Origin of the sequence: Pseudomonas sp. B21-010, assembly GCF_024749325.1 — a bacterium.
Classification (GTDB): Bacteria; Pseudomonadota; Gammaproteobacteria; order Pseudomonadales; family Pseudomonadaceae; genus Aquipseudomonas; species Aquipseudomonas kilonensis.
This window is the reverse complement of the sequence record NZ_CP087198.1, coordinates 5822504-5847253: the sequence shown is the minus strand read 5'-3', so window position 1 is coordinate 5847253 and position 24750 is coordinate 5822504. Positions and strand designations below refer to the sequence as shown.

Sequence of the window (24750 nt, the reverse complement as noted above, 5' to 3'; positions counted from 1 at the left end):
AAGTCGTAAGCCTCAAGCTGCAAGGAGCGTGGCGTCGAGCCATGGGCTCAACGCCGTTCCCTTGCAGGCTGTAGCTAGAAGCTTGCCGCTGCTTACTGCGATTTCCGGACCCGCAGATACCACTCGGAGAGCAGTCGTACCTGTTTGTCGGTGTAGCCACGTTCGACCATGCGTGTGACGAAATCGTTGTGTTTTTGCTGGTCCTCCTTGCTGGCCTTGGCGTTGAAGCTGATGACTGGCAGCAGGTCTTCGGTGTTGGAGAACATTTTCTTCTCGATGACCACCCGCAGCTTTTCATAGCTGAGCCAGGTTGGGTTCTTGCCGTTGTTGTTGGCCCGGGCGCGCAATACGAAGTTGACGATCTCGTTGCGGAAGTCCTTCGGATTGCTGATGCCCGCCGGTTTCTCGATTTTTTCCAGTTCCTCGTTGAGGGCCACGCGATTGAGTATTTCGCCGGTTTCCGGGTCGCGGTATTCCTGGTCCTGGATCCAGAAGTCTGCGTACAGCACGTAGCGGTCGAAGATGTTCTGGCCGTACTCGCTGTAGGACTCCAGGTACGCCGTCTGGATTTCCTTGCCGATGAACTCGATGTAGCGCGGGGCCAGGTATTCCTTGAGGAAACGCAGGTAGCGCTCGCGGGTTTCGGCCTGGAATTGCTCCTGCTCGATCTGCTGTTCCAGCACATACAGCAGGTGAACCGGGTTGGCCGCGATCTCGTGGGGGTCGAAGTTGAAGACCTTGGACAGGATCTTGAACGCGAAACGTGTGGACAGCCCGTTCATCCCTTCATCGACCCCCGCGTTGTCGCGGTATTCCTGGATCGACTTGGCCTTCGGATCGGTGTCCTTGAGGTTTTCACCGTCGTACACGCGCATCTTCGAATAGATGTTGGAGTTTTCCGGCTCCTTGAGGCGCGACAGTACCGTGAACTGGGCAAGCATCTTCAGGGTGTCGGGTGCGCAATGAGCCTTGGACAGCGAACTGTTGAACAGCAGCTTGTCGTAGATCTTCACCTCATCGCTCACTCGCAGGCAGTACGGCACCTTGACGATGTAGATTCGGTCGATGAAGGCCTCGTTGTTCTTGTTGTTGCGGAAGGTATGCCATTCCGATTCGTTGGAGTGGGCCAGCAGGATGCCGGTGAACGGAATGGCCCCCAGGCCCTCGGTGCTGTTGTAGTTGCCTTCCTGAGTGGCGGTCAGCAGCGGGTGCAGCACCTTGATGGGCGCCTTGAACATTTCGACGAATTCCATCAGGCCCTGGTTGGCCCGGCACAGCGCACCCGAATAGCTGTAGGCGTCGGCGTCGTTCTGTGGGAATTCTTCCAGTTTACGGATATCGACCTTGCCCACCAGGGCGGAAATATCCTGGTTGTTTTCGTCACCCGGTTCGGTCTTGGCCACCGCGATCTGGTTGAGGATCGATGGATAGAGCTTGACCACCTTGAACTGGCTGATGTCACCGCCGAACTCGGCCAGGCGCTTGGTTGCCCATGGCGACATGATGGTATTGAGATAGCGGCGTGGAATGCCGAAGTCTTCCTCGAGGATCGCGCCATCTTCAGTGGCGTTGAAAAGCCCTAGAGGCGATTCGAACACCGGCGAGCCCTTGATGGCGTAGAAGGGCACTTTTTCGATCAGTTGCTTGAGCTTCTCGGCCAGGGACGATTTACCACCACCCACGGGGCCGAGCAGATAAAGGATTTGTTTCTTCTCTTCCAGGCCTTGGGCGGCGTGGCGGAAATAGGACACGATTTGTTCGATGCATTCTTCCATCCCGTGGAAGTCCGCAAAGGCCGGATAGCGGCGAATCACCTTGTTGGAAAAGATTCGCGAGAGCCTCGAGTTGGTCGAGGTATCCAGCAGCTCCGGTTCTCCGATTGCCAGCAACAGACGCTCCGCAGCCGATACATAGGCACTGCGGTCCTGCTTGCAGAGTTCGAGGTATTCCTGCAGCGAGTATTCCTCCTGCCGCGTGGACTCGAAACGTTGCTGGAAGTGGCTAAAAATGCTCATGACGTCACCTCGCTCGATACGTGGAGCCGGTGTCGGATCAATCAGTCGATGCTGGACAGCCGCTGGGAACCCAGTTGCCGTTTTACCCCCCAGAATGCTTTCAAGAATGCAGGCTCTTGAAAGCTGACTCCCGATGACCCGCGCGCCGGTGTACCGGCTCTCCCCTGTTTTGGATGGCCTGAGGCTAAGGATAGTTCGGAATCGCGGAGGTAAAGGTGGAATACGTAATTAGTTATGGCAGACCGTTCGTCTGCCATCGCTCAAGCCCACGGTTCACGCGGGCTTGGGCGGCATAAAAAATTATTCGTGATTGTCTTGCGCTGTTTCTGAAGGAAAAGTCGCACGCCACAATTCAAAACCGCCGTCCAGGCTGTAGACGTCGCTGAAGCCCTGGCTGACCAGATAGGCGGCCGCGCTCTGGCTGGAGTTGCCGTGATAGCAGACCACGACCGTAGGCGCATCGAGGTCGGCGGCACGGATGAAGTCGGCGATGGAATGGTTGTCCAGATGCCGGGAGCCACTGATATGCGAAGCCGCAAAAGTGGCTGGGTCGCGGACATCGACGACGACCGCGCCTTGCTCGCGCAGGGCCTTGGCCTGTTCCGGGGGGATGCGTTTGAATTCGCTCATGAGGGGCTCCTGTAGCTGAAGCGCAACGCCGGTCAAACGGCAGTGCCGGCCGGCAATGGTGCAGTGGTCGGGTGATAGGTTTTGGCGTGGCCCTGTTCATCGCAATCGCAATGCAGTTGCTCGCCAGTGTCGACGTTCATCAGGGTCATGGCGCTGCCCCATACGCAACCGGTATCGAGGGCGAAGACGCCAGGTTCGTCGGATTGTCCGCCCAGTGCCGCCCAGTGCCCGAAAATGATCTTTAGGTTACGGGTCTTGCGCTCACTGTGCTTGAACCAGGGGGCGTAGCCGGGCGGCGCCGTCTCGATGCCTTCCTTGCCCTTGAGATCGAGCTTGCCGTCGCGGGTGCAGAAGCGCATGCGCGTGAAATAATTGGTGATGACGCGAAGACGAGCGCTGCCAGTGAGGTCGTTGTCCCACTTGACCGGCTCGTTGCCGTACATGCCATCCAGGTAGGGGGCGAACAGGTTGTCGTCGCGCAATGCCTGTTCGACTTCGCCAGCGCACTTGAGCGCCTTGCGCAGGGACCACTGGGGCGGGATGCCGGCATGGACCAGTGCAAGGTTGCGCGCCTCGTCGTAGTGCATGAGCTTCTGCTGGCGCAACCACTCCAGCAATTCAACGCAATCGGGTGCGTCGAGGATTTCGCTCAAGGTGTCGGACTTTTTCAGGCGCTCGATGTTCTGCCAGGCAGCCAGCAGATGCAGGTCGTGGTTACCGAGCACGCACACCAGCGACTGACGAATGCTGTAGAGAAAGCGCAAGGTCTCGAGGGATTGCGGGCCACGGTTGACCAGGTCGCCCACCAGCCACAGCGTGTCTTTTTGAGGATCGAAAGCAACGCGCTCCAGCAAGCATTTGAGCGGGTCGAGGCAGCCTTGCAGGTCGCCGACCGCATACGTGGCCATTAGTGCAGGGCTCCGGGCACGGCCAGGCGAAAGGGCTTGATGACGGCGTCGAAGCGTTTGCCGTCCTCGGCCAGCATCTGGTAGGTGCCCTGCATGGTGCCGACCTTGCTCGTCATCACCGTGCCGCTGCTGTAGCTGTGGCTTTTGCCTGCCTCGATCAACGGCTGCTGGCCGACCACACCTTCGCCACGCACTTCTTCGACATGGCCATCGCCGTCGGTGATGATCCAATGCCGTGACAGCAGCCTGGCCGGCAAGGAGCCGTTATTGCGCACGGTAATGCTGTAGGCGAAAGCGAAGCGGTCATGCTCGGGTTGCGACTGTTCTGCCAGAAAACGGGTGGTGACGCTGACGTCGACCTGGTAACGAGGATCGGACATGCAAAAAGGCCTTAAAAACGAAGCGGGACGCGGGCGCGACTCAAGGGATCAGTCTAGGCCAAGTATCGGGTAGTAGACCAGACTGGCGTACTGCCCGATAGCGATCGTCACCCGTTCAGTTGGCGTCGACTTGCGGGGCGACCTGTTCACTGAGTTTGTCGGCCAGGCGCACGAACGCAGCCAGGTCCAACTGCTCTGGGCGCAGGCTGCCATCGACGCCGGCGGCTTCGATTTCGGTGCTGCTGAGCAATAGTTTCAAGGTGTTGCGCAAGGTCTTGCGACGCTGGTTGAACGCTTCACGTACCACCCGCTCCAGCAGGCGATGATCCTTGGCCGGGTGCGGCAGGACGGCATGGGGTACCAGGCGGACAATGGCCGAGTCGACTTTCGGCGGCGGGTTGAACGCACCCGGGCCTACGTTGAACAGGTGTTCGACCCGGCAATGGTACTGGACCATGATCGACAGGCGACCCCAGTCACCACCGCCAGGGCCGGCGGCGAGGCGCTCGACCACTTCCTTTTGCAGCATGAAGTGCATGTCGCGGATCAGGCCGGCGTTGCTCAGCAGGTGGAAGATCAGCGGCGTGGAGATGTTGTACGGCAGGTTTCCCACCACCCGCAGGCTGTTCGGCGCGGCGTTCAGGCTATTGAAGTCGAACTTCAGCGCGTCGCCCTGGTGCAGGCTGAAATTGCTCCTGCCGGCGAACTGCTGGTTGAGGATCGGGACCAGGTCCTTGTCCAGTTCCACCACATCGAGTTGCGCGCCGCTATCGAGCAGACCCTCGGTCAGGGCGCCCTGGCCCGGGCCGATTTCCAGCAGGCGGTCGTCGGGCTTGGCCCGGATCGAGCGCAGGATGCGATCGATCACGCCGGCGTCATGCAGGAAGTTCTGGCCGAAACGCTTGCGCGCGCGGTGTTGGTATTGCTCGGTCATAAATGGGTCTCGGCCATCTGGTAGGCGGTTTCCAGCGCGACTTGCAGGCTGCCGGTATCGATCTTGCCGCTGCCGGCCAGGTCCAGGGCAGTGCCATGGTCCACGGAGGTGCGGATGATCGGCAGGCCCAGCGTCACGTTGACCGCCGCGCCGAAACCTTTGTACTTCAGCACGGGCAGGCCCTGGTCGTGGTACATCGCCAGCACCGCGTCGCAGTGCTCCAGATATTTTGGGGTAAACAGAGTGTCGGCAGGCAGCGGGCCACGCAGGTCCATGCCCTCGCTGCGCAAGCGCTCCAAGGTGGGTTCGATGATGTCGATTTCTTCACGGCCCAGGTGTCCGCCTTCACCGGCATGGGGGTTGAGCCCACAGACGAGGATGCGTGGCCGGGCGATGCCGAATTTTTCCTGCAGGTCGGCGTGCAGGATGCGCGTGACCCGCTCCAGGCGTTCCGGGGTGATGGCGTCGGCGATGTCCCGCAAGGGCAGGTGAGTGGTCACCAGGGCCACTCGCAGGCCACGGGTGGCGAGCATCATCACTACTTGCTCGGTGTGGGTCAGCTCAGCCAGGAACTCGGTGTGCCCGGAAAAGGCAATCCCGGACTCGTTGATCACACCCTTGTGCACCGGTGCGGTGATCATGCCTGCGAATGACCCGTCCAGGCAGCCTTCGCCTGCGCGGGTCAGGGTTTGCAGGACGAACGCGGCGTTGGTCTTGTCCAACTGCCCTGTGACGACCGGAGCGCCCAGGGGCGTATCCCAGACATACAGGCTGTTGGCGGGCGCCGGGACGTCCGGCCAGGCCTGCGGTGTCACGGGCAACAGGTTGACGACCACCCCCAGTTGCGCGGCCCGCTCAAGGAGCAGGTCGCGACTGGTGATGGCTATCAGGGGATGTGGCTGGGCTTGCGAGGCGAGCAGCAGGCACAGGTCGGGACCGATGCCGGCTGGTTCGCCGGGAGTCAGCGCGAAACGCTTGGGTTTCACTGCGCTGCCTGGTCTGCACCAGGAAGTTTGATTTCAACGTAGGCTTCGTCGCGAATCTGACGCAGCCAGGTTTGCAGCTCTTCGTCGTATTTGCGGTTGCGCAAGACAGTCATTGCCTGCTGTTCGCGAGCCTGGGTGGTGCTGTCAGTGGCGCGGCGGCCAAGGACTTCCAGCACGTGCCAGCCATAAGGGCTCTTGAACGGTTTGGACAGCTGGCCTTGCGGCGTGTCGGCCATGACCTGGCGGAACTCGGGAACCAGTGCATTGGGGTCAACCCAATTCAGGTCGCCGCCGTTGAGGGCAGAGCCCGGGTCTTCCGAGAAATTTTTCGCCAGTTCAGCAAAGTCTTCACCCGCTTCGATGCGGTCGTAGAGTTTCTCCGCCAGGCGCTTGGTCTCGGCTTCGCTGCGAATCTCGCTTGGCTTGATCAGGATGTGGCGAACATGCACTTCGTCACGGACCTGGGTTCCACCACCGCGCTTCTCCAGCACTTTCAGGATGATGAAGCCGCCTGGCGTACGCGCTGGTTGGGTGATGTCGCCCACGGCCATGGCGCTCAGTTCGCGGTCGAACGGAGGCGGCAGTTGAGCGGGCTTGCGCCAGCCCATGTCACCGCCTTCCAGGGCGTTGTCGCTGCCCGACTTGGCAATGGCCATCTGACCGAAATCAGCGCCTTGCTTGAGCTGCTGGTAGACATCCATTGCCTGGCGATAAGCGCTCTGGATCGCTTCGGAGTTGGCGCTTTCCGGCGTCGGAATCAGGATGTTCGCCAAGTGCAGTTCTTCGGAAAGCTGCATCTTGCCCAGGTCGGAAGCGAGGAAGTTCTTCACTTCCTGCTCCGACACCTGGATGCGTTCGGCCACACGGCGCTGACGCACACGGCTGATGACCATTTCGCGGCGGATCTGATCGCGGGCGTCCTCGTAGGAGAGGCCGTCGCGAGCCAGGGCGGCCCGGAACTGGTCGATGCTCATGTTGTTGCGCTGGGCAATGGTGCCAACGGCCTGGTTCAGTTCTTCATCGGTAATGCGAATGCCGGAGCGTTCGCCAATCTGCAACTGCAGGTTTTCGACGATCAGGCGTTCGAGCACTTGCTGGTCCAGTACGCCTGGTGGCGGCTGGCCACCGCCGCGCTTGGCGATGGTTTGCTGCACTTCATGGACGCGCTGGTCCAGCTGGCTCTGCATGACCACGTCGTTGTCGACGATGGCCACCACTTTATCGATGGACTGTACCGCGGCGTTGGCCGCGGTACCCAGGAACAGCGCGCCCAGCATCAGCGGGCGCAGACAATCAGAAAGCTTGGTCTTCACGTTCACGATAACCTTGGATGCCTTTGTCGAGGAAGCTCTCTACCTTGGCGCCAGTAAGGCCGCCGAGTCCCTTCAGAACAATTTGGAGGAAGACGCCGTGGTCGCCTTTTTCGTTTTCCGGGGCGGCTTGACTGAACTCTTCATAGTCGACCCAGTAACGGTTGATCAGGCGCAGTTTCCAGCAGCAGTTGTCATATTCGAAACCACCGAAGGCTTCCAGGGTGCGGTTGCGGTTGTAGTCATACTGCCAGCGGCTGATTGCGTTCCACTGCGGCACGATCGGCCAGATGACCGAGAAGTCGTGCTGCTTGATCTTGTAGTAGTCCTTCACGTAGTTCGGATCACCCGGCCTGCCGTAGTCGCCACCCCCCACTTGCCATTGACCAGTGGTCTCGTCGTAACGGACCTGGTCGTTGCGATAGCGATAACCGGCGTTGATGACCTTGTTCGGGTTGTCTTCCGGCTGGTAGTGGAACATCGCGCTGCCCGAACGAGGGCTGCGGGTGTCCGGATCCCAGTTGTAGGTGGCGGTGGTGCGCCAGTCGCGGTTCCAGCGGTATTCGTATTCCAGCGCGTATGGAGAGACGTCCGACTTGGCGTCTTCGCGGGTCTCGAAGTCGATGCCAGGCAGTTGGACCTTGCGATCCTTGAAATAGAACGCCTGGCCAACGGCGACACGTTGGCGTTCGAAGCCGTTGTCTTCAATCCAGCGGCTGGTTACGCCCAGGGACAGCTTGTTTTCGTCCCCGACACGGTCGGAGCCGGTGAAGCGGTTGTCGCGGAACAGCGAGGAATAGCTGAAAGTCGATTCGCTGGTATCGAAGACTGGGATATCGCTCTGATCCTTCTCCGGTACATAGAGGTAGAACAGGCGTGGTTCCAGGGTCTGGCGATAGTTGGTACCGAACCATTGTGTGTTGCGATCGAAGTACAGGCCGCTGTCGACGCTGGCGATAGGAACACTGCGGTTTGGCGTGCTGTCGTAGCTGTTCCCAACGGCGCTCTTGCCCCTACCATCCAGATCCAAATCGTATTGGGTGTACTGGTACTTGAGGGATGGCTTGATATAGCCGTAGGACGCGGTCATCGGCAGGCTGATAACTGGCGCCAGGTTCATGCGGTCGCCGTTGGCCCGTGCCAAGCCTGCGACGCGAGTATCGAGGAAGGGCTCAGTATTACCGTCTTCGTCGGTGTAGTTACCGGTCCGCAAATCACGATCAAATCGCACCAACTCTGTCTTGTACGCGAAATCCAGGCCATACGGATGTTCGGGCAGGGAGCCATTGAAGGTGATCTGGGGCAGGCGATTATAGGGCGTGATCTTCGAAATCGTCGCCATCTGGTAAGCCTGGGCATTCAAGCGGGCGACATAATTATCGCCGCGATAGCTGACTACACCTTGCTGGTTCACGAAGTCCCTGGACTCGACACCGATCTGATCGGTCTGCAGATCCTGGAAATAGTAAGGATCGCTGATCTTGGTGTAGTCGACTTCCGTCAGCACGCGCGAATCGAGGCCGCCCTTGTGCTGCCAGTTGTACATGTAGCGCGTCTTGTCGTAGTCGGTCTGCCCGCTGCGCTCATCGTCTTCGTCGTTGAGGTACGCCGCGCCGAACTGACCTTCGCTGGACTTGGTCAGGTAGCGGAACTCGCCTTCCATCAACAGGCCACGCTTGCCCATGTATCGCGGGTACAACGTGGCATCGTAGTTCGGTGCCAGGTTGAAGTAGTACGGGGTAACCAGCAGGAAGCCGGTATCGCTGCCGCTGCCGATGGTCGGCGGCAGGAAGCCGGACTGGCGACGGTCGTCGATCGGGAAGTAAATGTAAGGCGTGTACAGGACTGGAATGTCCTTGACCCGCAGCGTCACGTTGGTCGCGGTACCGAAGCCGGTGGCCGGGTTCAGGGTGATGTTGTTGCCCTTGAGCGTCCAGGCGTTGCTGTTCGGTTCGCACGTGGTGTACGTACCGTCCTTGAGGCGGATGATCGCGTTTTCGGCGCGCTTGGCGTACAGCGCGTTACCACGGATGCGCGATTTGTGCATGACGTATTCGGCGTTGTCGACCTTGGCTTCGCCGGTGTCCAGCTGTACATCGGCATGGTCGCCGACGATCAGTGCGCCGTTGTCGCGAACCCGCACGTTGCCGCTCAGCTCACCACGGTTCTCGGCCTGGTACAGGCTGGCCTCGTCGGCCTCGACCTGCATGCTGCCCTGGCGCATGACCACATCGCCGGCCAGGGTCGCCACCTGTTCTTCCTGCTGATAGCGTGAAGCCTTGGCGCCGAGGAAGGTAGGAGCGTCGCTCTTGGCCGTCTTGTCGTTCATGCCAGGACGGGTTGGCTCGATATAGGCACCCGAGCAGTAAGGGCCGGTTTCAGCCAATTGCGCCGGGGTGAGGTTCTCCCGTGGAACCCAATCGAGGTGACTGTAGTCTGCACTGCGTGACTTCAGGCCACGGCCCTTGGCTTCGGTAACGAGCATCGGCTTTTCGCCGGCTTCCTCGCCCGAGCTGCTGTCGGCCGCAGCGGCGCCGCTGTCGGAAACCGCACTGCCATCATGCACGGGACGCGGCGGCAACGCGGCGGCCGGTGTCTTGGGCGCACAGTCCCAGGCACCCGAAGCGGAGACGGAGCAGTCATACTGCTGCGCCGCGACGACGAATGAAGAGGCCAGGGGTTGCAGGGCCAGCAGACTGCCGGTGACCAGCAACGGAAATTTTTTACGAAACGCGGGGGATTTCAATGCCATCTTATTAGTCCGGGCTTCCTGCGTGCCATCTGCCCGCGGTGTGGGCCGCACGCCTCTCGATGGTCTGAAAAAGATGCTGGATAATAAAGCATGACCCGCTTGACGGCTAGCGCCGTCGGAGACCCTTGCAATGCCCGACCAAGATGTACGCTTGCAACACCTGAAAGTTTGGCTCGATGAACAACTGCCGATCCTTTTCACTCAACAGGGCTGGGGCGTCGTACCCCCGGCCACGTTGACCGCCGCCAGCAGTGACGCGAGTTTCCGGCGTTATTTCCGCTGGGAAGGCGAGGGTCGCAGTTTGATCGTAATGGATGCGCCACCGCCCCAGGAAAACTGCAAACCCTTCGTGGATATTGCTTTTTTACTGGCGAAATCCGGCATTAACGTACCAAAAATTTATGCCGAAGACCTCGAACGCGGCTTTCTTTTGCTCAATGACTTGGGCAATCAGACCTATCTGGACGTGATCAGCGGCGAAAATGCCGACGATTTATTCCGCGATGCCCTGCAAGCCTTGTTGGCTTTCCAGCAATTGCCAATGGTTGCGCCGCTGCCGAGCTACGATGTCGCGCTGCTGCGTCGGGAGCTGGAATTGTTCCCCGAGTGGTACGTCAAGCGCGAGCTGGGTATCGAGTTGGATTCGGCCCAGCAACAACTCTGGCAACAGGCCAGTGAGCTGCTGATCGACAGCGCCCTGGCCCAGCCCAAAGTGCTGGTGCACCGGGACTACATGCCACGCAACCTGATGCTCAGCGTGCCGAACCCCGGCGTGCTGGACTTTCAGGATGCCGTCTATGGTCCCGTCACCTACGATGTGACCTGTCTGTTCAAGGACGCCTTCCTCAGTTGGCCCGAGGCGCGCGTGCGCGGCTGGCTGGAGAGTTACTGGCAGCAGGCCGGCGCCCTCGGCATTCCCGTTCAGCCGGACCTCGAGGACTTCCTGCGCGCCAGCGATTTGATGGGCGTGCAGCGTCATCTCAAGGTCATCGGGATCTTCGCGCGCATTTGTCATCGTGATGGCAAGCCACGCTACCTCGGCGATGTGCCGCGATTCTTTGCTTATATAGAAGCGGTCATTGCCCGTCGTCCGGAGCTGGCACCGCTCGATGAGCTTCTGGGCAGCCTGCGGCAATCGGCCGGAGCAACGGCATGAAGGCGATGATTCTGGCGGCGGGCAAGGGCGAACGCATGCGGCCCTTGACCCTTACCACGCCAAAGCCATTGATTCGCGTCGGTGGTGTTCCCTTGATCGAATACCACTTGCGGGCGCTGGCCAGGGCCGGATTCACCGAGATCGTGATCAATCACGCCTGGCTCGGTCAGCAGATCGAAGATCACCTGGGGGATGGTTCACGGTTTGGCGTGAGCATTCGGTTTTCCCCTGAAGGCGAGCCGCTGGAAACCGGCGGTGGAATCTTCCGGGCCTTGCCGCTGCTGGGCGATGAAGCGTTTGTGGTGGTGAACGGCGATGTCTGGACCGACTACGACTTCAACGCTTTGCGCCGGCCGCTCGAAGGGTTGGCGCACCTGGTGCTCGTCGATAATCCCGAGCATCACCCAGACGGCGATTTCGTCCTGGTCGACGGAAAGGTTCACGATAGGCACGCGCCTGCCGACAACCTGACCTATAGCGGCATTGCCGTCCTGCACCCGCGGTTGTTCGACGGTTGCTCGGACGGTGCGTTCAAGCTTGCACCGCTGTTGCGCGCGGCCATGGCCGAGGGGCGCGTCAGTGGCGAGCACCTCAAAGGGCATTGGGTCGATGTCGGCACCCATGAACGTTTGGCGCAGGTCGAAACCTTGATAGAAGCGAGCGGTTGATATGTGGTGGCCAGGGACTCTGATTGGAGCCGGGGCGGGCTTTGCCATAGCCAGCATTCCGGGGGCCATGCTTGGGGCGTTGTTGGGACAGGCGCTGGATCGGCGTCTGAACCTGCAGGGCTGGGCGCAGGTACGTGAGCGCCTGGGTGGACGCCCGGCGTTACGCAATGATGAATTGTTGTTTGTATTGCTCGGGCGGCTGGCGAAAAGCGATGGCCGCGTGGTCGATGGCCACATCCAGCAGGCTCGCCAGGAAATGCGTGCACTGGACTTGAGCGAGCCGGCGCAACGCCGGGCGATCGCAGCGTTCAACCGGGGCAAGTCCGGGAACGATCGCTTGCGCGGTTACATGCGCCGCCTGGCTGTCCAGCCGCATGCGGCTGAAGGGGTATTGCGCGCGTGTTGGCGAATGGTCTGGGCCGATGGGCGCGCCGGTATCAGCGAGCGAGAACTGGTGGCCCAGTGGGGGCGATGGTTGGGCTGGACACCGCAACAGGTCCAGGCGCTGGCGGCTGACTACGAGCCGCAGAAACTGTCGCGGCCCAACAGTGGGGTGACCTATCAGGAAGCCTTGCGCTTGCTGGGGGTTTCGGCCACCAGCGAACCGTCACAGATCAAGCGCGCTTACCGACGCCTGCTCAGTCGTCATCACCCGGACAAGATTGCCGGCAGCGGGGCAACGCCCTTGCAGGTGCGTGAAGCCACCGACAAAACCCGGGAGTTGCATAACGCCTATCGGTTGATTCGCGAGCGGCGGGATTTTCGCTAGCCCACTGCCCTTGTGGCGAGGGAGCTTGCTCCCGCTCGGCTGCGGTAGGAGCTGCCGAAGGCTGCGATCTTTTGATCTTGATCTTTCGCTTGATATTCAACTGGTCTTGGAAAGATCGCAGCCTCGCTTCGCTCGGCAGCTCCTACAGCGCGGTCCAGCGGGAGCAAGCTCCCTCGCCACGGTGGATGGCACCGAAACACAACGTTGAGCCAGCCCTTACTCCCCTGCCTTCTGCGGATTCAACCAGCCCCGAACCCGACGAAACAGCTGCTCCTGCTCCGCCGACGGGTTCGGCAGGGCCTTGAGGGACACCTGGCTGAAGGTCGAGCCTTTCAAGCGTTTGCTCGCCTGCAAGCGCTCCAGCGCCGCGTTGCGATCCAGCGGCTTGTCCATGTAGAAAATGTCGGCGGTCGCCAGTTTCAAGGTCGAGGTCAGTTCGGCCAGGGCCGGCTTGGCGGTGGTTGGAGTCTGGGCGGCCACCATCACGAAACGTTCGACCTGCGAGGGCTGCTTTTCACTCAGGTAACGTGCTGCCCAATAGGCGCCAGTGCCATGGCCCAGCAGCACGATGCGGCGTGCGCTTTGCTGTTCGGCGTAGGCCAGGGCTGCATCGATACGGGCGAAGATACGCTCGGCGTCGGCCTTGGCATGTTCTTCATCGGTTTGGGCGACGACTGGATCTGCCGCATCGGCTTCGCCGCCTGCGACCTGTTCGATCGGCGCCGCCGTGGTGGCGTCCGGTGCCGCGGCAGCGGTGTCGGCCGGCTTGGTCGCGGGCGGTGCTTCCACTACGCGCGGTGCAATGACGTCGCTTTGCAAGTCCGGCAGGGTGATACTCAGGCTGCTCCATTCGACATCGGGCAACTTTTTCCGCAAAGGGCCGATAACTTGAGGCCAGTCAGCTGTTTCGCCAGCACCGGGGATTATGATGACTGCGCCCCTGGGATCGCCGGTATTGGCCGGTTTCCACAGCGCCAGGAAGGCATCGCTGCCGGTCTGTAACTGTTGTTGTTCCTGAGCTGGGACGGTTCGTTCAAGTGCGGTCGCTTCTTCCTGGCTACGCTCGAGCAAGGGTTGGCGCTCGACGGGTTTTTCCTCGGCAGGTTGCTGCACGGCGGGCGCCGTTTCGCTGGCCTGTACGGAAAAGGCACTTGGCAGGATCAGCGACAGGCACAATGCTGGCAACGCCAGGCGATAAACAGAGGGCATCGGATATTCCATGACCAGAAGTATTTCCGGCAGCCTAATGGGTTGGTCAGTATTTGTCAGTGCATGAGACTTCGATGATGCGTTTTTGCTGCCTGTGGGTTATCGGCTGTTTATGGCTTCCCTTGATGGCGTGGGCCGCGCCCGCGCCGTCGGCGCATGGGGTGCAATTGAATGCAGGCCAGCGCCAGTGGTTGGTGCAACATCCGCAATGGCGGGTCGGCCTGGTATTGCAGGCGCCCTATGCCCAATACGACCGGCGCCTGCAGCGTTTGTCCGGCACTAACGTCGAGTTGATGCAATGGCTGGGCAAGGCGTTGAACGTCGAGCTCACCTGGCGCAATTTCCAGGACCTGGCACAACTGGAAGCAGCGGTGCGTGCCGGTGAGGTGGACGTTGCTCCGGGCCTGACCCAATCCCCGGGCGGGCTCAAGCTCTGGCAGTTTTCCGATCCCTATATGCGCGTGCCGCAACTGATCGTCGGCGCGCAGAAGGGCGCCGAAGGGGTGGAGTTGGAAAAACTCGACAGCCAGGCTCGGGTCGCGGTGCGCATGCCCAGCGCGACGGCCGATTACCTGCGCAGCAACTACCCGACGCTGAATCTGCAAGGCGTGCCGATGGAGCGCGAGGCCCTGCAATTGCTGTTGACCCAGCAGGCCCGATACGCGGTGGTCGATGAGGCACAGCTCGGGCGGTTGATGGTCGAGCCCGAATTCGCCGAGCTGGCGGTGGTGGGCGACATCGGCCTGCCGCAGTTGCTGCGGGTTGCCACGCGCCGGGACTGGCCGGAACTGGCCGAGATCATCGACAGCGGTTTGCAGGCGATCCCGGCCAAGGAGCTGGAGCAACTGCACAGCCGTTGGCTCAAACCAAAATATCCACGTCTGACCGAGACCCCGGGCTTCTGGCAGAACTTGACCCTATTGATTCTGGCCCTGCTGCTCAGCAGCGTCGCCATCGTGTTCTGGCAGCGCCGCCAGCAACGCGCGCTGGAGCGTCGTCTGCGTGCCGCGAGGGAGGACATCGCCCAGCGTACTGCCAGCGAAGAAGCCTTGCGCCTGACGCAGTTTTCCATCGATCAAAGTACGGTCGGCATCCTCTGGGTCAATTGGGACAGCCACGTGCGTTATGCCAACCGAGCGGCTGAAACCATGCTCGGTTATGCCTCGGGCGCCATCATCGACCGCCCGTTGATCGACTTCGAGCCGGGCTTGCACATGGATCGCTGGCTGAACCTGTGGAAGCGTGCCCGGGCCAGTGAAGATGGGCCGCAGAGTTTCGAAACCGAATGCGTGCGAGCCGATGGCAGCATCTTGCCGGCTGACGTTTCCCTGAGCTTCCTGCGTTTTCGCGACGCCGAATACCTGGTGGTCTATCTCAACGACGTGACCGAGCGCCGACGTGCGCTGGCGGCGCTACGCGAAAGCGAAGCGCGGTTGCAAGGCATCGCCGCCAACGTGCCGGGTCTGGTCTTTCGCCTGGAGCGGGCGCCGGTGACTGGCCAGATCGACTTTGCCTACATCAGCGAAGGCAGCGAAAGCCTGGTGGGTTATTCCCCTGCAACCCTGGCCCGCAGCGACACCGGGCTGCGCAGCCTGGTGCACCCGCAGGACAAGGCCGATTACCACCGCACTCAGGACCAGGCGCTGGACACCGACAGTGACTGGTCATGGCAGGGCCGCATCCTGACCCGCGAAGGCTTGGAGCGCTGGGCCGAGATCAAGGCGATCACCCGTCGTCTCGAAGATGGCGCCTACGTCTGGGACGGAATCGTCTGGGACATCACCGAAAGCAAGCGTATCGAACTGGAGCTGGCCAGCTCCCGGGAACAGTTGCGCGAGTTGTCGGCGCACCTGGAAAGCGTGCGGGAAGAGGAAAAGGCGCGCATTGCCCGGGAGGTCCACGACGAGTTGGGCCAGATGCTGACGGTGTTGAAGCTAGAAACATCCATGTGTGAATTGGCCTACGCGCAACTCGACCCGGGCCTGCATGAGCGGCTTAATAGCATGAAGCGCCTGATTGCCCAGTTGTTCCAGCTGGTGCGGGACGTGGCGACGGCGCTGCGCCCGCCGATCCTGGATGCTGGCATTGCCTCGGCCATCGAATGGCAGGCTCGGCGTTTCGAGGCGCGTACGCAGATCCCATGCCTGGTGCAGGTGCCGGACAACCTGCCGGCCCTGAGCGACGCCAAGGCCATTGGCCTGTTCCGGATTCTCCAGGAAGCGCTGACCAACGTGATGCGCCATGCCCAAGCGCATACTGTAGAGCTGACGCTGGTTCAGGAGGGCGACGAATTGTGCCTGACCGTCAGCGACGACGGTGTAGGATTTATTGCCGATACGGGTCGGCCAACCTCCTTTGGCCTGGTCGGCATGCGTGAACGGGTATTGATCATGGGCGGGCAGTTGACCCTGGAGAGTGAGCCGGGGGAGGGGACGACCCTGTCGGTGCGGGTGCCGTTGCGTGAGGCCTGATGGGGTGGGTTGCCTGGACGGGCCCAATCGCGAGCAAGCTCGCTCCCACATTGATTCAGATGTACACATACACCCTGTGGGAGCGAGCTTGCTCGCGATGAGATCCTGAATCTGGAGAACAATGTGATCCGTGTACTGGTAGCCGAAGACCACACCATCGTCCGTGAAGGCATCAAGCAGCTGATCGGCCTGGCCAAGGATCTGGTGGTGGTAGGGGAGGCGAGCAATGGTGAGCAGTTGCTCGAAACCTTGCGGCATGTGCCCTGCGAAGTAGTGCTGCTGGATATCTCCATGCCCGGCGTCAACGGCCTGGAGGCGATCCCACGGATCCGGGCGCTGAACAATCCGCCGGCCATCCTGGTGCTGTCGATGCATGACGAAGCGCAAATGGCTGCCCGCGCCCTGAAAGTCGGTGCCGCCGGCTACGCGACCAAGGACAGTGATCCGGCCCTGCTGCTCATGGCGATTCGCAAGGTCGCCGCCGGCGGACGCTATATCGACCCGGACCTGGCCGACCGCATGGTCTTCGAAGTCGGCCTGACCGACGCACGACCGCTGCACTCGCTGCTGTCCGAGCGTGAATTCTCAGTCTTCGAACGCCTGGCCCAGGGCGCCAACGTCAACGATATCGCCCAGCAACTGGCCCTGAGCAGCAAGACCATCAGCACCCACAAGGCACGGCTGATGCAGAAGCTCAACATCACTTCGTTGGCGGAGCTGGTGAAATATGCGATGGAGCACAAGTTGCTCTGAGCTTCACCACTCCCGCTGTGGGAGCGAGCTTGCTCGCGATGGCGGCAGCACATTCAGTATTGATGTTGGCTGACACTCCGCTATCGCGAGCAAGCTCGCTCCCACAGGGTTTCGTGTTGGCATATCCATTTGCGACACGCCCCAACAGCGCTTTTTGCCCCTACTTGCTGCTTGCCGCTTAAAACGCGCCACTGCATTTACCCAATCCCGCCATCCCTGTAGGGCAATCCCTACCCCGACTCTTCCATCCGGCTGAGGTGATTCTCTCCTGCGTCCCGATTTGCGCAGGCCCCAGGCTCCACTAGGCTTGACTCACAAGCAGTCATCAAAACAAAAGGTGCGGGTATGAGCCAGGTCGATTCAAGCGCGGGGGCCAGTGATGTGCTGGTCAGCTTTCGTGGTGTGCAAAAGAGCTACGACGGCGAGAACCTGATCGTCAAAGACCTCAACCTGGATATTCGCAAAGGCGAGTTCCTGACCCTGCTCGGGCCTTCCGGCTCCGGCAAGACCACCAGCCTGATGATGCTCGCCGGGTTTGAAACCCCCACCGCCGGCGAGATCCTGCTGGCCGGGCGCTCGATCAACAATGTGCCGCCGCACAAGCGCGACATCGGCATGGTGTTCCAGAACTACGCCTTGTTCCCGCACATGACCGTCGCCGAGAACCTGGCGTTCCCGCTGACGGTGCGTGGCCTGAACAAGAGCGACGTGAGTGATCGGGTCAAGCGCGTCTTGAGCATGGTCCAGCTGGACAGCTTCGCCCAACGCTACCCGGCGCAATTGTCCGGCGGCCAGCAACAACGGGTGGCCTTGGCCCGGGCGCTGGTGTTCGAGCCGCAATTGGTGCTGATGGACGAACCCCTGGGTGCGCTGGACAAGCAATTGCGCGAGCACATGCAGATGGAAATCAAGCACCTGCACCAGCGCCTGGGCGTGACGGTGGTCTACGTGACTCACGACCAGGGCGAAGCCCTGACCATGTCCGACCGCGTGGCGGTATTCCACCAGGGCGAGATCCAGCAGATCGCCCCACCGCGCACACTGTATGAAGAGCCGAAAAACACCTTCGTCGCCAACTTCATCGGCGAAAACAACCGTCTCAACGGTCGTCTGCACAGTCACACCGGCGACCGTTGCCTGGTGGAGCTGGGGCGTGGCGAGAAGGTCGAGGCCCTGGCGGTGAACGTCGGCCAGCCCGGCGAGCCGGTGACCCTGTCGATCCGTCCGGAACGGGTGAGCCTCAACGGCGTCAGCGAACAATGTGTCAACCGCTTCTCAGGGAGGGTGGCGGAATTCATCTATCTGGGCGACCACGTCCGGGTTCGCCTGGAAGTCTGCGGCAAGACCGACTTCTTCGTGAAACAGCCGATTGCCGAGCTCGATCCCGCGCTCGCCGTCGGGGACGTGGTTCCGCTTGGCTGGCAAGTCGAGCATGTGCGTGCGCTCGATCCCCTTCTAGAGGCGAATTGATCGCCCCCTGCTGTACCAACACCAACCCTGCACGTGGAGAGAACAATAAATGTTGAGATCCCTGAAGTTCACAGCCCTGACACTGGGCATGATGGGTGCGGCAAGCGCGATGGCGGCGGGCCCGGACCTGACCGTGGTGTCTTTCGGCGGGGCGAACAAGGCGGCTCAGGTCAAAGCCTTCTACGCACCGTGGGAAGCGGCCGGCAATGGCAAGATCGTGGCTGGCGAGTACAACGGCGAAATGGCCAAGGTCAAGGCCATGGTCGATACCAAGAGCGTTTCCTGGGATTTGGTAGAAGTCGAGTCCCCGGAACTGTCCCGTGGTTGTGACGAAGACATGTTCGAACAACTCGATCCGAAGCTGTTCGGCAAGAGCGAAGACTACGTCAAGGGCGCCATCCAGCCTTGCGGCGTGGGCTTCTTCGTGTGGTCGACCGTGCTGGCCTACAACGCCGACAAACTGAAGACCGCGCCGACCAGCTGGGCGGACTTCTGGGACACCAAGCAATTCCCGGGCAAACGCGGCCTGCGCAAGGGCGCCAAGTACACCCTGGAATTCGCCTTGATGGCTGATGGCGTAGCGCCGAAAGACGTCTACAAAGTGCTGGCTGGCAAAGATGGCCAGGATCGCGCCTTCAAGAAGCTCGATGAGCTCAAGCCGAACATCCAGTGGTGGGAAGCGGGTGCCCAGCCGCCGCAGTACCTGGCCTCAGGTGACGTGGTCATGAGCTCGGCCTACAACGGCCGGATCGCCGCGGTACAGAAAGAAAGCAACCTGAAAGTGGTGTGGAACGGCGGCATCTACGACTTCGACGCTTGGGCCATCCCACGCGGCCTGGACAAGACCCGCGCCGAAGCTGCGAAGAAATTCATCGCCTTCTCGGTGGCGCCGCAGCAGCAGAAGACCTACTCGGAAAGCATCGCCTACGGTCCGGCCAACACCCAGGCTGTACCGTTGCTGGCCAAGGATGTCCTGAAGGACATGCCGACCACCCCGGAAAACATCGCCAACCAGGTGCAGATCGACGTCAGCTTCTGGGCTGACAACGGTGAGCAACTGGAGCAGCGCTTCAACTCCTGGGCTGCGAAGTAACCAAAGCGCCCTGAATGAACGGGCTTTTGTGGCGAGGGAGCTTGCTCCCGCTTGAGTGCGCAGCACTCACAAAATTGGCGTTGCCGACAAAATTTTGGGGCCGCTTCGCAGCCCAGCGCGAGCAAGCTCGCTCGCCACAATGACTCGTTCCCACAGGTTGCGGTTTCAAAAGAACAGAGGCGGCCCGCCGCCCCTGTAACGATCAAAAAGATTTGCGGAGTTCGCCATGGCCATCGCCGTTCCACTGAACGCGGGCACCAGCCCCACCCTCAAGCAACGGCTCAAGCACGCCGAGCGGATCAACCGCTGGAAGGCCCAGGCCTTGATCGCGCCGCTGGTGCTGTTTCTGTTGCTGGTGTTCCTGGTACCGATCGTGGCGCTGCTGTTCAAAAGCGTCAGCAACCCGGAAGTGGTGAGCGCGATGCCACGCACTGTCGCCGCCGTCGCTGCCTGGGACGGACGTGGTTTGCCGGGCGAGCCAGTGTACAAGGCTGCCAGCGAAGACCTGGCCGACGCCCGCAAGAATCAGACCCTGGGCGACTTGTCCAAGCGCCTGAACATGGAACTGGCCGGCTATCGCAGCCTGCTGACCAAGACCGCTCGGGCGTTGCCGTTTGCCACCGAGCCGGCTTCCTATAAAGAAGCCTTGGAAAACCTCGATGAGCGTTGGGGGGACCCAGCGTACTGGCAGGTGATCCGCCGCAACACCAGCAACGTCACCCCATATTACCTGCTGGCGGCCGTCGATCACCGCATCGATGACCTCGGCGAACTGGCCACGGCCACCCCTGACCAGGCGATCTACCTCGACATCTTTGCCCGTACCTTCTGGATGGGCCTGGTGATCACCGCGATCTGCCTGGTGCTGGCCTATCCGTTGGCCTACCTGCTGGCGAACCTGCCATCGCGCCAGAGCAACCTGCTGATGATCCTGGTGCTGCTGCCGTTCTGGACCTCGATCCTGGTACGCGTCGCCGCATGGATCGTGTTGCTGCAGTCCGGTGGCCTGATCAACAGTGCGCTGATGGCCATGGGCGTCATCGATAAGCCCCTGGAGCTGGTGTTCAACCGCACCGGCGTATACATCTCCATGGTCCACATCCTGCTGCCGTTCATGATCCTGCCGATCTACAGCGTGATGAAGGGCATCTCGCCAACCTATATGCGTGCGGCGATTTCCCTGGGCTGCCACCCGTTCGCCAGTTTCTGGCGGGTGTACTTCCCGCAGACCTATGCCGGGGTCGGTGCCGGTTGCCTGTTGGTGTTCATCCTTGCCATCGGCTACTACATCACGCCGGCGCTGCTGGGCAGCCCGAACGATCAGATGGTCAGCTACTTCGTCGCGTTCTACACCAACACCAGCATCAACTGGGGCATGGCCACGGCGCTCGGCGGGCTGCTGTTGCTGGCGACCATCGTGCTTTATCTGATTTACAGCTGGCTGGTGGGCGCCAGTCGCCTGCGCCTGAGCTAAGGGGAGATCGAAAATGGTGAGTCCTTACATGTCCCCCGTCGAGCGGGTGTGGTTCTACTGCTTGCGCACACTCTGCGGGCTGATTCTGTTGTTCCTGATCCTGCCGGTGCTGGTGATCATTCCACTGTCGTTCAACTCCGGCAGCTTCCTGGTCTACCCGTTGCAGGGCTTTTCGCTGCAGTGGTACCACGATTTCTTCGCCTCGGCCGAATGGATGCGAGCGCTGAAAAACAGCATCATCGTCGCCCCGGCGGCGACGTTGCTGGCGATGGTCTTCGGCACGCTCGCGGCCATCGGCCTGACCCGGGGTGACTTCCCAGGCAAGGCGTTGGTGATGGCCCTGGTGATTTCGCCGATGGTGGTGCCTGTGGTGATCATTGGCGTGGCCAGTTACCTGTTTTTCGCACCGCTGGGGTTGGGCAACAGCTTCTTCTCGCTGATCGTGGTCCACGCCGTGCTGGGTGTACCGTTCGTGATCATCACGGTGTCGGCGACCCTGCAGGGGTTCAACCACAACCTGGTTCGGGCCGCTGCCAGCCTTGGGGCTTCGCCACTGACGGCGTTTCGTCGGGTGACCCTGCCGTTGATCGCCCCGGGCGTGATCTCCGGGGCACTGTTCGCCTTCGCGACGTCGTTCGATGAAGTGGTGGTGACCCTGTTCCTGGCCGGCCCCGAGCAGGCAACCTTGCCACGGCAGATGTTCAGTGGCATTCGCGAAAACCTCAGCCCCACCATCGCCGCGGCGGCGACGCTGCTGATTGCCTTCTCGGTGATCCTGTTGCTGACCCTGGAGTGGTTGCGTGGGCGTAGCGAGAAGCTGCGTACGACCCAAGTCTGACGACCCATGCAAAACCAGTGTGGGAGCGAGCTTGCTCGCGATAGCGGTGTGTCAGCCAGCATCAATGTTGGATGTGATGGCCTCATCGCGAGCAAGCTCGCTCCCACAGGGGGGCTGAGGTGTATTCATGCGCTGAATGGCAGACAACCCTCAATACCGAGCTATCCTTGTGCCAGCTCATACTCGAATAAGAGGCCGCGCACATGAGTCTTTCCTCATTCAAAATCGCCCATAAACTGATCACCGGTGCTGCTGCCATCGAGCAACTGGCCGCGGAGTTGACGCGCCTGGACGTCGACAACCCGCTGATCGTGACCGATGCGGCGTTGGTCAAGTCCGGCACCGTGGAACTGGCCCTGCAACATCTGGGCGGACGGGACTACGAGATTTTCGACCGGGTCATGCCGGACCCGGAAATCGCCATTGTCGAGGACTGCATGCAAGCCTATCGCGACGGTGGTCATGATGGCCTGATCGGTCTCGGTGGTGGCAGTGCCATCGACATTGCCAAGTGCGTGGGCGTCTATGCCGGTTACCACGGCGAGCTGCAGGATATGTTCGGTGTCGATCAGGTGCCGCGCAAAGGCCCGCCCATGATTGCCATCCCCACCACGGCCGGTACTGGTTCGGAAGTCACCAACGTGGCGATCCTCTCCGACAAGGCTGCGCAGCTGAAAAAAGGTATCGTCAGCGATTATCTGTTGCCGGACGTGGCGCTGGTCAGTCCGCAAATGACCCTCACCTGCCCGCGCGGCGTCACGGCTGCCAGTGGCGTTGATGCGCTGGCACACGCCATCGAGGCCTACCTGTCGCTCAATGCTTCGCCCATCACCGATGCCCTGGCCATCGGCGCAATCAAGCTGATCAGCCGCGCGCTGCCCAAGGCCTATGCCAACCCGGCTCACCTGCAAGCCCGGGAAGACATGGCCACGGCCAGCCTGATGGCCGGCATGGCGTTCGGCAATGCCGGGGTCGGGGCGGTGCATGCGATGGCCTATCCGTTGGGCGGGCGTTTTCACGTGTCCCACGGCGTCGCCAATGCTTTGTTGCTGCCGTACGTCATGACCTGGAACAAGATGGCCTGTGTCGAGCGCATGCGTGACATCGCCGAGGCCATGGGCCTCAAGACCGCTCACCTGAGTGATCTTGAAGCGGCCGACGAAGCCGTGGAAGCCATGGTTGCGTTGTGCGCCGCCGTGGAAATACCCAAGGGCCTCAGCAGCCTGGGCGTGACCGAGGACGTGATTCCGTCCATGGCGGTGGAAGCGGCGGGAATAGAACGGCTAATGCGCAACAATCCACGCAAACTGAGCGCCGCCGATATCGAGAAGATCTACCGCGCGGCGTATTGATCGATTGCCACGGTGGGCGCGCCAAATCTTGAGGTATACAATGCGCGCCATCGTGATTTCGCTCAAAACAGGTGCGTCATGCAGCCCTTCGCTATTGCTCCGTCGATTCTCTCTGCCGACTTCGCCCGCCTGGGCGAGGAAGTGGACAACGTTCTGGCCGCCGGGGCCGACATCGTGCACTTCGATGTCATGGACAACCACTACGTGCCCAACCTGACCATCGGCCCGATGGTCTGCGCGGCGCTGCGCAAGTACGGCGTCACCGCGCCGATCGATGCGCACCTGATGGTCAGCCCGGTGGACCGCATCGTCGGTGACTTCATCGAAGCCGGCGCTACCTACATCACTTTCCACCCTGAAGCCACGCAGCACATCGACCGCTCCCTGCAGTTGATCCGCGAAGGCGGTTGCAAGGCCGGCCTGGTGTTCAACCCGGCAACGCCCCTGGACGTGCTCAAGTACGTGATGGACAAGGTCGACATGATCCTGCTGATGAGCGTCAACCCAGGCTTCGGTGGGCAGAAGTTCATCCCGGGTACGCTCGACAAGCTGCGCGAAGCCCGTGCGCTGATCGATGCCTCGGGCCGTGATATTCGCCTGGAAATCGACGGTGGCGTGAACGTGAAGAATATCCGTGAAATCGCCGCGGCCGGCGCCGATACGTTCGTCGCGGGTTCGGCGATCTTCAACGCACCGAACTACGAAGAGGTGATTGCACAAATGCGCGCCGAACTGGCCCTGGCGCGCCCATGAGCGGCTTCGAGCAGCTGTTCCCCGGCAGTTTGCCGCGTCTGGTGATGTTCGACCTTGATGGCACATTGGTCGATTCGGTCCCGGACCTCGCGGCGGCGGTGGACACGATGCTGCTCAAGCTTGGACGCCCGCCTGCCGGCCTCGATTCGGTGCGCCACTGGGTCGGCAATGGCGCGCCGATGCTGGTGCGCCGGGCCCTGGCCAATGACATCGACGCCCAAGGTGTCGATGATGCCGAGGTCGAGCGGGCGCTGGAGTTGTTCAATGAAGCCTACGAAGACAATCACCAGCTGACGGTGGTCTACCCCGGCGTGCGTTCCACCCTCAAGTGGCTGCAAAAGCAGGGCGTGGAAATGGCCCTGATTACCAACAAGCCGGAGCGCTTCGTTGCGCCGTTGCTGGACCAGATGAAAATCGGCCGCTATTTTCGCTGGATCATCGGTGGCGATACCTTGCCGCAGAAAAAACCGGATCCGGCCGCGCTGTTTTTCGTGATGAAAATGGCCAACATCCCGGCCTCTCAATCCTTGTTCGTCGGCGACTCGCGCAGTGACGTGCTGGCGGCCAAGGCGGCAGGGGTCAAGTGCGTGGCACTGAGTTACGGCTACAACCACGGCCGGCCAATCGCCGAAGAGTTTCCGACGCTGGTGATTGACGATTTGCGCCTGTTAATTCCCGGTTGCCTGGACCCGGCCGCTGAGATAACGTTGCCCGACGCTGTTCAATCCTCTTCTGGAAACGCCATCGTGGTGGTCACTCGCAAACTCTGGATGAAAGTCATGAAGGCCCTGGCCCGCTGGCGTTGGCGCACCTGACATGATCCTGGCCG

At 61.2% G+C, this 24750-nt stretch carries 21 protein-coding genes; 12 read left to right on the top strand and 9 right to left on the bottom strand.

Annotation, left to right across the window (positions count from 1 at the left end):
- Positions 1-92 precede the first annotated feature (92 nt).
- The 8 genes from LOY50_RS26150 to LOY50_RS26115 form a co-directional block, all read right to left on the bottom strand.
- Positions 93-2015, bottom strand: coding sequence for a PrkA family serine protein kinase (locus LOY50_RS26150; protein ID WP_253469928.1), 1923 nt, complete (start codon positions 2013-2015; stop codon positions 93-95).
- Positions 2016-2315: 300 nt separating this feature from the next.
- A complete protein-coding gene (glpE, locus tag LOY50_RS26145; RefSeq protein WP_253469925.1) occupies positions 2316-2645 on the bottom strand; it encodes a thiosulfate sulfurtransferase GlpE in 330 nt (109 codons plus the stop codon).
- A gap of 32 nt (positions 2646-2677) precedes the next feature.
- Positions 2678-3553 (bottom strand): symmetrical bis(5'-nucleosyl)-tetraphosphatase, encoded by an 876-nt coding sequence (locus tag LOY50_RS26140; RefSeq protein WP_253469922.1) that lies wholly within the window; start codon positions 3551-3553, stop codon positions 2678-2680.
- Complete coding sequence (gene apaG, locus LOY50_RS26135; protein ID WP_214509852.1) at positions 3553-3933, bottom strand: Co2+/Mg2+ efflux protein ApaG; 381 nt, start codon at positions 3931-3933, stop codon at positions 3553-3555. The genes LOY50_RS26140 and apaG overlap by 1 nt, the downstream gene beginning before the upstream one ends.
- A gap of 115 nt (positions 3934-4048) precedes the next feature.
- On the bottom strand, positions 4049-4867 hold the full coding sequence (gene rsmA, locus LOY50_RS26130; RefSeq protein ID WP_018607222.1) for a 16S rRNA (adenine(1518)-N(6)/adenine(1519)-N(6))-dimethyltransferase RsmA: 819 nt from the start codon (positions 4865-4867) through the stop codon (positions 4049-4051).
- On the bottom strand, positions 4864-5853 hold the full coding sequence (pdxA, locus tag LOY50_RS26125) for a 4-hydroxythreonine-4-phosphate dehydrogenase PdxA (protein WP_214509851.1): 990 nt from the start codon (positions 5851-5853) through the stop codon (positions 4864-4866). Before pdxA ends, rsmA begins: the two co-directional genes overlap by 4 nt.
- A complete protein-coding gene (gene surA, locus LOY50_RS26120) occupies positions 5850-7166 on the bottom strand; it encodes a peptidylprolyl isomerase SurA (RefSeq protein WP_152667581.1) in 1317 nt (438 codons plus the stop codon). Before surA ends, pdxA begins: the two co-directional genes overlap by 4 nt.
- Positions 7147-9915, bottom strand: a complete 2769-nt coding sequence (locus LOY50_RS26115) for an LPS-assembly protein LptD (protein ID WP_253469919.1) — start codon at positions 9913-9915, stop codon at positions 7147-7149. The genes surA and LOY50_RS26115 overlap by 20 nt, the downstream gene beginning before the upstream one ends.
- 130 nt (positions 9916-10045) lie before the next feature.
- Between LOY50_RS26115 and LOY50_RS26110 the strand changes: the two genes are divergently transcribed.
- The 3 genes from LOY50_RS26110 to LOY50_RS26100 are packed head-to-tail and all read left to right on the top strand — an operon-like array spanning position 10046 to position 12508.
- The gene (locus LOY50_RS26110; protein ID WP_253469915.1) at positions 10046-11071 is read left to right on the top strand and encodes an aminoglycoside phosphotransferase family protein; all 1026 of its coding nucleotides are present in this window, start codon (positions 10046-10048) and stop codon (positions 11069-11071) included.
- On the top strand, positions 11068-11739 hold the full coding sequence (murU, locus tag LOY50_RS26105) for an N-acetylmuramate alpha-1-phosphate uridylyltransferase MurU (protein WP_258689539.1): 672 nt from the start codon (positions 11068-11070) through the stop codon (positions 11737-11739). The genes LOY50_RS26110 and murU overlap by 4 nt, the downstream gene beginning before the upstream one ends.
- A 1-nt stretch (position 11740) precedes the next feature.
- A complete protein-coding gene (locus LOY50_RS26100; protein WP_258689538.1) occupies positions 11741-12508 on the top strand; it encodes a TerB family tellurite resistance protein in 768 nt (255 codons plus the stop codon).
- Positions 12509-12724: 216 nt separating this feature from the next.
- Here LOY50_RS26100 and LOY50_RS26095 read toward each other — a convergent pair whose 3' ends face one another.
- Positions 12725-13717 (bottom strand): alpha/beta hydrolase family protein, encoded by a 993-nt coding sequence (locus LOY50_RS26095; RefSeq protein WP_258689537.1) that lies wholly within the window; start codon positions 13715-13717, stop codon positions 12725-12727.
- Between the two features lie 74 nt (positions 13718-13791).
- Between LOY50_RS26095 and LOY50_RS26090 the strand changes: the two genes are divergently transcribed.
- The 9 genes from LOY50_RS26090 (at position 13792) to LOY50_RS26050 (ending at position 24736) form a co-directional block, all read left to right on the top strand.
- On the top strand, positions 13792-16188 hold the full coding sequence (locus tag LOY50_RS26090) for a PAS domain S-box protein (RefSeq protein ID WP_258689536.1): 2397 nt from the start codon (positions 13792-13794) through the stop codon (positions 16186-16188).
- Between the two features lie 123 nt (positions 16189-16311).
- A complete protein-coding gene (locus tag LOY50_RS26085; RefSeq protein WP_122566692.1) occupies positions 16312-16941 on the top strand; it encodes a response regulator transcription factor in 630 nt (209 codons plus the stop codon).
- A 345-nt stretch (positions 16942-17286) separates the two neighbouring features.
- Positions 17287-18411 carry an ABC transporter ATP-binding protein gene (locus tag LOY50_RS26080; protein ID WP_214509844.1) on the top strand — a complete coding sequence of 375 codons (1125 nt, stop codon included), beginning with the start codon at positions 17287-17289 and terminating at the stop codon, positions 18409-18411.
- 49 nt (positions 18412-18460) lie between these two features.
- Positions 18461-19504 carry an ABC transporter substrate-binding protein gene (locus tag LOY50_RS26075; protein WP_258689533.1) on the top strand — a complete coding sequence of 348 codons (1044 nt, stop codon included), beginning with the start codon at positions 18461-18463 and terminating at the stop codon, positions 19502-19504.
- Positions 19505-19730: 226 nt separating this feature from the next.
- Positions 19731-20978 (top strand): ABC transporter permease, encoded by a 1248-nt coding sequence (locus tag LOY50_RS26070; RefSeq protein WP_214509842.1) that lies wholly within the window; start codon positions 19731-19733, stop codon positions 20976-20978.
- A 13-nt stretch (positions 20979-20991) separates the two neighbouring features.
- The gene (locus LOY50_RS26065; protein WP_057449609.1) at positions 20992-21816 is read left to right on the top strand and encodes an ABC transporter permease; all 825 of its coding nucleotides are present in this window, start codon (positions 20992-20994) and stop codon (positions 21814-21816) included.
- 203 nt (positions 21817-22019) lie between these two features.
- The gene (locus LOY50_RS26060; protein ID WP_253469902.1) at positions 22020-23168 is read left to right on the top strand and encodes an iron-containing alcohol dehydrogenase; all 1149 of its coding nucleotides are present in this window, start codon (positions 22020-22022) and stop codon (positions 23166-23168) included.
- A gap of 78 nt (positions 23169-23246) precedes the next feature.
- A complete protein-coding gene (rpe, locus tag LOY50_RS26055) occupies positions 23247-23921 on the top strand; it encodes a ribulose-phosphate 3-epimerase (protein ID WP_057449607.1) in 675 nt (224 codons plus the stop codon).
- Positions 23918-24736: a phosphoglycolate phosphatase gene (locus LOY50_RS26050; RefSeq protein WP_214509839.1), complete on the top strand. Its 819-nt coding sequence runs from the start codon at positions 23918-23920 to the stop codon at positions 24734-24736. Before rpe ends, LOY50_RS26050 begins: the two co-directional genes overlap by 4 nt.
- Positions 24737-24750: the final 14 nt, after the last annotated feature.

Bases quoted from the DNA above. Each gene is read 5' to 3' on its own strand.
- LOY50_RS26150 (WP_253469928.1), bottom strand. From the start codon at position 2,015: ATGAGCATTTTTAGCCACTTCCAGCAACGTTTCGAGTCCACGCGGCAG.
- glpE (WP_253469925.1), bottom strand. From the start codon at position 2,645: ATGAGCGAATTCAAACGCATCCCCCCGGAACAGGCCAAGGCCCTGCGC.
- LOY50_RS26140 (WP_253469922.1), bottom strand. From the start codon at position 3,553: ATGGCCACGTATGCGGTCGGCGACCTGCAAGGCTGCCTCGACCCGCTC.
- apaG (WP_214509852.1), bottom strand. From the start codon at position 3,933: ATGTCCGATCCTCGTTACCAGGTCGACGTCAGCGTCACCACCCGTTTT.
- rsmA (WP_018607222.1), bottom strand. From the start codon at position 4,867: ATGACCGAGCAATACCAACACCGCGCGCGCAAGCGTTTCGGCCAGAAC.
- LOY50_RS26115 (WP_253469919.1), bottom strand. From the start codon at position 9,915: ATGGCATTGAAATCCCCCGCGTTTCGTAAAAAATTTCCGTTGCTGGTC.
- LOY50_RS26110 (WP_253469915.1), top strand. From the start codon at position 10,046: ATGCCCGACCAAGATGTACGCTTGCAACACCTGAAAGTTTGGCTCGAT.
- murU (WP_258689539.1), top strand. From the start codon at position 11,068: ATGAAGGCGATGATTCTGGCGGCGGGCAAGGGCGAACGCATGCGGCCC.
- LOY50_RS26100 (WP_258689538.1), top strand. From the start codon at position 11,741: ATGTGGTGGCCAGGGACTCTGATTGGAGCCGGGGCGGGCTTTGCCATA.
- LOY50_RS26095 (WP_258689537.1), bottom strand. From the start codon at position 13,717: ATGCCCTCTGTTTATCGCCTGGCGTTGCCAGCATTGTGCCTGTCGCTG.
- LOY50_RS26090 (WP_258689536.1), top strand. From the start codon at position 13,792: ATGATGCGTTTTTGCTGCCTGTGGGTTATCGGCTGTTTATGGCTTCCC.
- LOY50_RS26080 (WP_214509844.1), top strand. From the start codon at position 17,287: ATGAGCCAGGTCGATTCAAGCGCGGGGGCCAGTGATGTGCTGGTCAGC.
- LOY50_RS26075 (WP_258689533.1), top strand. From the start codon at position 18,461: ATGTTGAGATCCCTGAAGTTCACAGCCCTGACACTGGGCATGATGGGT.
- LOY50_RS26070 (WP_214509842.1), top strand. From the start codon at position 19,731: ATGGCCATCGCCGTTCCACTGAACGCGGGCACCAGCCCCACCCTCAAG.
- LOY50_RS26065 (WP_057449609.1), top strand. From the start codon at position 20,992: ATGGTGAGTCCTTACATGTCCCCCGTCGAGCGGGTGTGGTTCTACTGC.
- LOY50_RS26060 (WP_253469902.1), top strand. From the start codon at position 22,020: ATGAGTCTTTCCTCATTCAAAATCGCCCATAAACTGATCACCGGTGCT.
- rpe (WP_057449607.1), top strand. From the start codon at position 23,247: ATGCAGCCCTTCGCTATTGCTCCGTCGATTCTCTCTGCCGACTTCGCC.
- LOY50_RS26050 (WP_214509839.1), top strand. From the start codon at position 23,918: ATGAGCGGCTTCGAGCAGCTGTTCCCCGGCAGTTTGCCGCGTCTGGTG.